Below are 6,314 nucleotides of genomic sequence, written 5' to 3'. Positions count from 1 at the left end.
CCGGGAAGGTGTGCCGGGGCGCGGCGTCCGGTGCGGTGCATCGCAAGGCGGAGGGCCGCGGCTCGTACTGGACGTACTTGCGCGGTCCGACAACACGGCGAGGTGCCGTGCCTGGGGGCACCTCCGTGGGGGTCCCCCCGGACGGAGTCCGGGGGAGGTAGCCGGGGGAGCGTCGCGACCCGGTGAACCATTCCGGTCACAGCACTAGCCAGGGTCCGGTCCCGCAGGCGGGACGGCGGGCCGCGGCCGGTCAGCGGCCCCGCAGTCTCCGTACGAGGATGCTCGCGTCCCCGCGGGACTCGAGGTCGGCGAGGACGACCGCCACCGCCTCGCGGACGATACGGCCGCGGTCGACCGCCAGTCCGTGCTCGCCGCGCAGGACCAGCCGCGCGTGCTCCAGGTCCATGAGCTCCTCGGCGGAGACGTAGACCGTGATCTTCTCGTCGTGCCGCTCGCGCCCGCTGGGCCGCCGGTTCGCGCCCCGGCCCTGGCCCTTGCCCCGCCGGTCCGGCTGGGAGGTTCCGTTGACCGAACCCTCCTGCGACCGCCGGGGTGCGCCCACGCCGGGCTCCGTGCCGGCCGCGGCCTCCCGGCTGCGGCCCTCCCCCGCCGTGCCGTCGGCCGAGGCGGCCGAGTGCCCGGCGCCCGAGGCCTCCTCGGCCCCGCGCCGCGGCGAGGACGACTGGAGGGCCATCCCCCCGGTCGTGCGGAACAGTTCGTCGGCTCCGGGCAGACTCACTCGGCGTGACACCGGGCGAGCACCTCCCTGGCCAGCTGGCGGTAGGCGGCGGCGCCGACGGAGTTGGAGGCGTACGTCGTGATCGGCTCACCGGCGACCGTGGTCTCCGGGAAGCGCACGGTGCGGCCGATGACCGTGTGGTAGACGTGGTCGTCGAAGGCCTCGACGACGCGCGCCAGCACCTCGCGGCTGTGCACCGTACGGGAGTCGTACATCGTGGCGAGGATGCCGTCGAGCTCCAACTCGGGGTTGAGCCGCTCCTGCACCTTCTCGATGGTCTCGGTCAGCAGCGCCACACCGCGCAGTGCGAAGAACTCGCACTCCAGCGGGACGATGACCTTGTGAGCCGCCGTCAGGGCGTTCACGGTCAGCAGGCCGAGCGAGGGCTGACAGTCGATCACGATGTAGTCGTAGTCGGCCATCAGGGGCTTCAGGGCCCGCTGGAGGGTCGACTCGCGCGCGACCTCGCTGACCAACTGCACTTCGGCGGCGGACAGGTCGATGTTGCTCGGCAGCAGGTCCATGTTCGGGACCGCCGTCTTGAGCAGCACCTCGTCGGCCGACATGCCCCGCTCCATGAGCAGGTTGTAGACCGTCAGGTCGAGTTCCATCGGGTTCACGCCGAGGCCCACGGACAGTGCGCCCTGCGGGTCGAAGTCGACGAGCAGCACGCGGCGCCCGTACTCGGCGAGCGCGGCACCCAGGTTGATGGTCGACGTGGTCTTGCCCACGCCGCCCTTCTGGTTGCACATCGCGATGATCTTCGCGGGGCCGTGGTCGGTCAGCGGGCCCGGGATGGGGAAGTACGGGAGCGGGCGTCCGGTCGGGCCGATCCGCTCACGGCGCTGGCGGGCAGCGTCGGGGGCGAGGGTGGCCGCGTACTCGGGGTCGGGCTCGTACTCCGCGTCGGGGTCGTAGAAGTGCCCTTCGGGCACGTTTTCGTAGTCGGCGAAACCCACGGGCTTTTCGCCGCTCAGGTCGCCGGCCCTGGAGTTCACGTCTAGGCCGTCCATGCTCTTTTGGGGCGTCGTCATGTGCTGGTGGTTTGCGAAGGTGCGGACTGCGACGGAGCCGACAGCTTCGAGCCCTCGACCACCCCCAGGAGCGAATGTCGACTCATTCACAAGTCGTCTTACCTCCTCGGACGTGACCAGGACACTTATCGATAGGTCAGCGTGGCACCATGCCGACGGTTGGCGACTCTATGGCGTGTCACCACTCAGCGGCAACACAATCCGCCGGACCCGGCACGATGTGTCGGCAACCGAACACCACTCTGTCAAGGGCGTGCGGGCTGCCACCGCGAAGTTCCGCGGGTGCGCGAAAGGGTTAAAGGGTTACGTTCGAGGCGAGTTGAGCGGGGTCCGGGGGCACCCCGCAAACACGTCCGGCCGGACCTTGCGGGCAAGGTCCGGCCGGATACGTGAGATTGACGTCAGTCGTTGACGTTTCAGCCGAGCAGCGTGCTCAGCTCGAGGGTCTCGAGACCGTGGGCCTCGGCGACCGGGCCGTAAACGACCTGGCCGTCATGGGTGTTGAGGCCCAGCGCGAGCGCCGGGTCACGACGCAGCGCCTCGACCCAGCCGAGGTTCGCGAGCTGCACGATGTAGGGCAGCGTGGCGTTGGTCAGGGCGTAGGTGGAGGTGTTCGGCACCGCGCCCGGCATGTTGGCGACGCAGTAGAAGACCGAGTTGTGGACCTGGAAGGTCGGCTCGGCGTGGGTGGTCGGACGGGAGTCCTCGAAGCAGCCGCCCTGGTCGATCGCAATGTCGACAAGGACACTTCCGGGCTTCATCTTGGCGACGAGCTCGTTGGTGACCAGCTTCGGGGCCTTCGCACCCGGGATCAGCACCGCGCCGATGACGAGGTCGGCCTCGATGACGGCCTTCTCGAGCTCGAAGGCGTTGGAGACGATCGTCTTGATCTTCGTACCGAAGATCTTGTCGGCCTCGCGGAGCTTGTTGATGTCGCGGTCCAGCAGGGTCACGTGGAAGCCCATGCCGATGGCGATCTGCGCCGCGTTCCAGCCGGAGACGCCGCCGCCGATGACCACGCACTCGCCGGCGTGGGTGCCGGGGACACCGCCGGGGAGGACGCCGCGGCCGCCGGCCGAGCGCATCAGGTGGTAGGCGCCGACCTGCGGGGCCAGGCGGCCCGCGACCTCGGACATCGGGGCGAGCAGCGGCAGCGCGCGGTTGGCGAGCTCGACCGTCTCGTACGCGATGGCGGTGGTGCCGGACTCCAGCAGGGCGTCCGTGCACTCACGCGAGGCCGCGAGGTGCAGGTAGGTGAAGAGGGTCTGGTCCTTGCGGAGGCGGTGGTACTCCTCCGCGATCGGCTCCTTGACCTTCAGCAGCAGATCAGCGGTCGCCCAGACCTCATCGGCGGTACCGAGGATCTCGGCGCCGGCCGAGACGTACTCGGCGTCCGTGATCGAAGAGCCCACACCGGCGTTCTGCTCGATGAAGACCTGGTGGCCGCCCCGGACCAGCTCATGCACGCCGGCGGGCGTGATGGCGACCCGGAACTCGTTGTTCTTGACCTCGCGGGGGATGCCGACCTTCATCGTCGATCACGGTCCTTGACTCAGGGGGGGGATAACGGGGGCACTTCCATACATACCCGCCCACAAGAACGCGCAACGGGATGCACCACAGGATGACGTGGTGAAGCCAGTCTAATGAAGGATGAGTCGCTGTCTAGCCTTGCAAACGAATAATCTTAGTCGGAAGTACTGCGGATTTCGCAGGCTGCGGGGTCGTCTCCCAGCAATCTGTCGGCCGCGGAGCGGTGCAGCCTGGCAGCCGCGGGGTCGCCCAGCCGGTCGAGCGTGTCGGCCAGCCGCACCTGGAGCGCGGCCTGAAGCCGCTGGTCCCCGGCACGGCGTGCGAGCTCCACCGCCTCGCGGCAGGTGTGCAGCGATTCCTCGGGCCGGCCGGCGTACTCCTGGACCCGGGCCATCTCGCTCAACGCCTTTGCCTGACCGGGGACATCGGCCAGCCGCCGGTAGCCCGCGGCGGCGGCCCGCCAGCTGCGCAGTGCGTCCCCGTAGCGGCCCGCGTACGTGTGTACGTTTCCGAGCCGCCCGTACAGGCGGGCCTCGTCCTCGCGCTCCCCCCGCGCATGGGCCTGGGCGAGCGCCCGGCCGAACCAGTCGGAGGCCCGGTGCCAGTCCGCCAGCTCCTGGTACGCACCCCCTACGGATTCCATCGCGCGGCCGGTGGCGTACGGGTCATTCGCGGCCCGTCCGGCGTCCAGCGCGGCCCGGTAGCGCTCCAGTGCCTCCCGGGTCCGGCCGGTCTCGGCGTCCAGGTCGGCCAGGTTGAGCAGCGCGGCCGCCTGCTCGCGGTGGAGGCCGCGGCGCTCGGCCACGTCCAGGACCAGGCGGTGCAGCCCGTACAGCTCGGGGGCGGCCTCGGCGGTGCCGCGGTGCTCCGCGAGGGCCCGTACGAGGCCTGCGATCAGCCGGCGGGCCAGCGTGTCCAGCTCGCCGTCGGCCACGGCGAGGGAGGCGGCGGCGGAGAGGGCGGGCAGCCGGGTGTCCAGCCAGGTGGCGGCGGCCCGCCGGTCGGGGAACCGCAGGGCGCGCGGCAGGGACTCCAGCTTCTCGGGCACGCCGAGGAGGCCGAGCCCCTCCTGGTCCGGATCGGCCATGGCCCGGCAGGAGTGCAGCAGCCGTACCGTGCGCTCCAGCATCCGGGCGCGGGCGAGCTGGACCTCGGCCGGGCGCTCCTTGGCCTCCAGCAGGGCCTGGAGCAGGGGCGCCAGGCAGCCCGGCAGCAGGAAGAGGCCGTTGTGGGCATGGCGCAGGAGGCCCAGCCCGGCGAAATCGTCGAGCGTGGACTGGGCGGCGCCCACGGAGCAGCCGGCGAGGGCGGACGCGGTGTGCGAGTCGACGATGCCGGCGGGCGCGAGCGGCAGGAGCCGCAGGGTCCGCTGGGCGGGCTGCGGCAGGGACTCGTAGACCAGCCGGAACGCGCGGCCGAGCGGTCCGCCGGCACGGGCGGGCGTGTCGTGCAGCTGCTTGGCCACATCGGCGACGGAGGCCTTGGGGTGGGCGGCGAGCCATCCGCCGACGAGGGAGAGCGCGGCGGGCTGGCCCCCGCACTCCTCGGCGAGCGCCTCGGCGGCGCGGGGGTCGACGGTGATGCGGATGTCGCCGATGCGCTGCGCGAGCATCTGGACGGCGGAGGGGGTGTCCAGCCCGCCGAGGGTGCAGGGGCGCACGTCGGGGATCCCAGTGAGCGGGCCCTCGGCGGTGACGACGACGAGGCACTCGGGGGTGTCCGGGAGCAGGGCGTCGACCTGGTGCGGATCGGCGGCGTCGTCGACCAGGATGATCACCCGCCGCCCGCCGAGCGCGGTGCGCAGGGCGGAGCTGAGCTCGTCCTCCCCGGCCCCGGGGGGCGTGGCCTGCCCGAGCCCCTCGATCAGTCCCCTGAGGGCCCGCTCGGTGGCGACGCCCTCCCCGCCGGGAGCGGTGAGCCGGGTGCGGAGCACCCCGTCGGGGTACTGCTCGGCGACCTCCCGTACGAACGCCTCGGCCAGCGCGGTCCGCCCGGATCCCGGTCGCCCGGCGATCAGCAGGACCCGCGCACGGGGCGCCTTGGCCTTGCGGCCGGAGAGGGTGTCGAGCCCGGTCCGTGCGATGTCCTCGCGCAGCTCCTTGAGCTCACGCCGCCGCCCGACGAAATCCGCCACGGATCCGCTCCTCTCGCTGCCTTCGGATTGCGAGCGTAGTTCACGCAGAGCGACGGCCAGGGTGGAGCGCGGCGGACAAATCCCCCAATCGGATCAGCAGATGGTCCTTTTATTCACGTTATTCACGCGCCGGTCGCTTATTCACGCTCCGCTCACGCGGCTCGGGCCCGCCTCGGCTTGCGCCGCTAGGCCTCGTACGGCCGGGCCGGCCACGGGGCCAGCGCCGGGCGCAGCGACTCCACCCCGCCGGAGGCCAGGGCGGCGGACAGGGCGAGCGCGCCCGTCACCAGGCCCGGGTTGCCCAGCCGGCCTGCCAGGACTCCGGCGACCAGGTCGCCGAGGGGGACGCGGGCGATCTCCATGTCGGACTCCTCCTCGGAGACCACGTACCGGGCCCCCTCCGCCTCCGAGAGGTCACGCGCGAGGAAGATCCGGACCGCCTCGTCGGAACCCCCCGGCGAGGAGAAGAAGTCGGCCAGCACCCGCCAGTCCTCCGCCTTGACGTGCGCCTCCTCGTACAGCTCCCGCTGCGCCGCGTGCAGCGGATTCTCCCCCGCCACGTCCAGCAGCCCCGCCGGCAGCTCCCACAGCCGGTGGCGCACCGGGTGCCGGAACTGCTTGAGGACCAGGACCCGCTGCTCCTCGTCGAGGGCGAGGACGCACACCGACCCCGGGTGCGCCTGGTAGTCGCGGCGCACCACCGACCGGTCCGGCATCCGCACCTGGTCCGAGCGGACGGCCGTCTTCGCGCCCTGGAACGGGGTGCGCGAGGCGACGACCTCCCACGATTCCGGTGTGTCCACGATGGCGGTGCCGTTGTCGTTGTCCAGGGCCATGGCCAGTACCTTTCCGAAACGCGACAGCCGGGGCACGA

At 71.7% G+C, this 6,314-nt stretch carries 5 protein-coding genes; all 5 read right to left on the bottom strand.

Going from position 1 to position 6,314, the window contains the following annotated elements; genetic code table 11:
• Positions 1-250: 250 nt before the first annotated feature.
• Positions 251-751 (bottom strand): hypothetical protein, encoded by a 501-nt coding sequence (locus J7E94_RS28870; protein WP_215019743.1) that lies wholly within the window; start codon positions 749-751, stop codon positions 251-253.
• Entirely contained in the window at positions 736-1,773 is a 1,038-nt protein-coding gene (locus tag J7E94_RS28865; RefSeq protein WP_229340921.1) for a ParA family protein, read from the bottom strand. The genes J7E94_RS28870 and J7E94_RS28865 overlap by 16 nt, the downstream gene beginning before the upstream one ends.
• Before the next feature lie 416 nt (positions 1,774-2,189).
• A complete protein-coding gene (ald, locus tag J7E94_RS28860) occupies positions 2,190-3,305 on the bottom strand; it encodes an alanine dehydrogenase (RefSeq protein ID WP_215019741.1) in 1,116 nt (371 codons plus the stop codon).
• A gap of 155 nt (positions 3,306-3,460) precedes the next feature.
• On the bottom strand, positions 3,461-5,440 hold the full coding sequence (locus tag J7E94_RS28855) for a tetratricopeptide repeat protein (protein WP_308345497.1): 1,980 nt from the start codon (positions 5,438-5,440) through the stop codon (positions 3,461-3,463).
• Positions 5,441-5,625: 185 nt separating this feature from the next.
• A complete protein-coding gene (locus tag J7E94_RS28850) occupies positions 5,626-6,276 on the bottom strand; it encodes an NUDIX hydrolase (protein ID WP_215019740.1) in 651 nt (216 codons plus the stop codon).
• Between the last annotated feature and the right edge of the window lie 38 nt (positions 6,277-6,314).

The organism is Streptomyces sp. ISL-94 (assembly GCF_018614075.1).
GTDB lineage: Bacteria > Actinomycetota > Actinomycetes > Streptomycetales > Streptomycetaceae > Streptomyces.
The sequence above is the reverse complement of the archived record's forward strand: the minus strand, read 5'-3'. Positions and strand labels throughout refer to the sequence as shown.

Coding starts and splice junctions, on each gene's coding strand:
- J7E94_RS28865 (WP_229340921.1), bottom strand. CDS start 1,773: ATGACGACGCCCCAAAAGAGCATGGACGGCCTAGACGTGAACTCCAGG.
- ald (WP_215019741.1), bottom strand. CDS start 3,305: ATGAAGGTCGGCATCCCCCGCGAGGTCAAGAACAACGAGTTCCGGGTC.
- J7E94_RS28850 (WP_215019740.1), bottom strand. CDS start 6,276: ATGGCCCTGGACAACGACAACGGCACCGCCATCGTGGACACACCGGAA.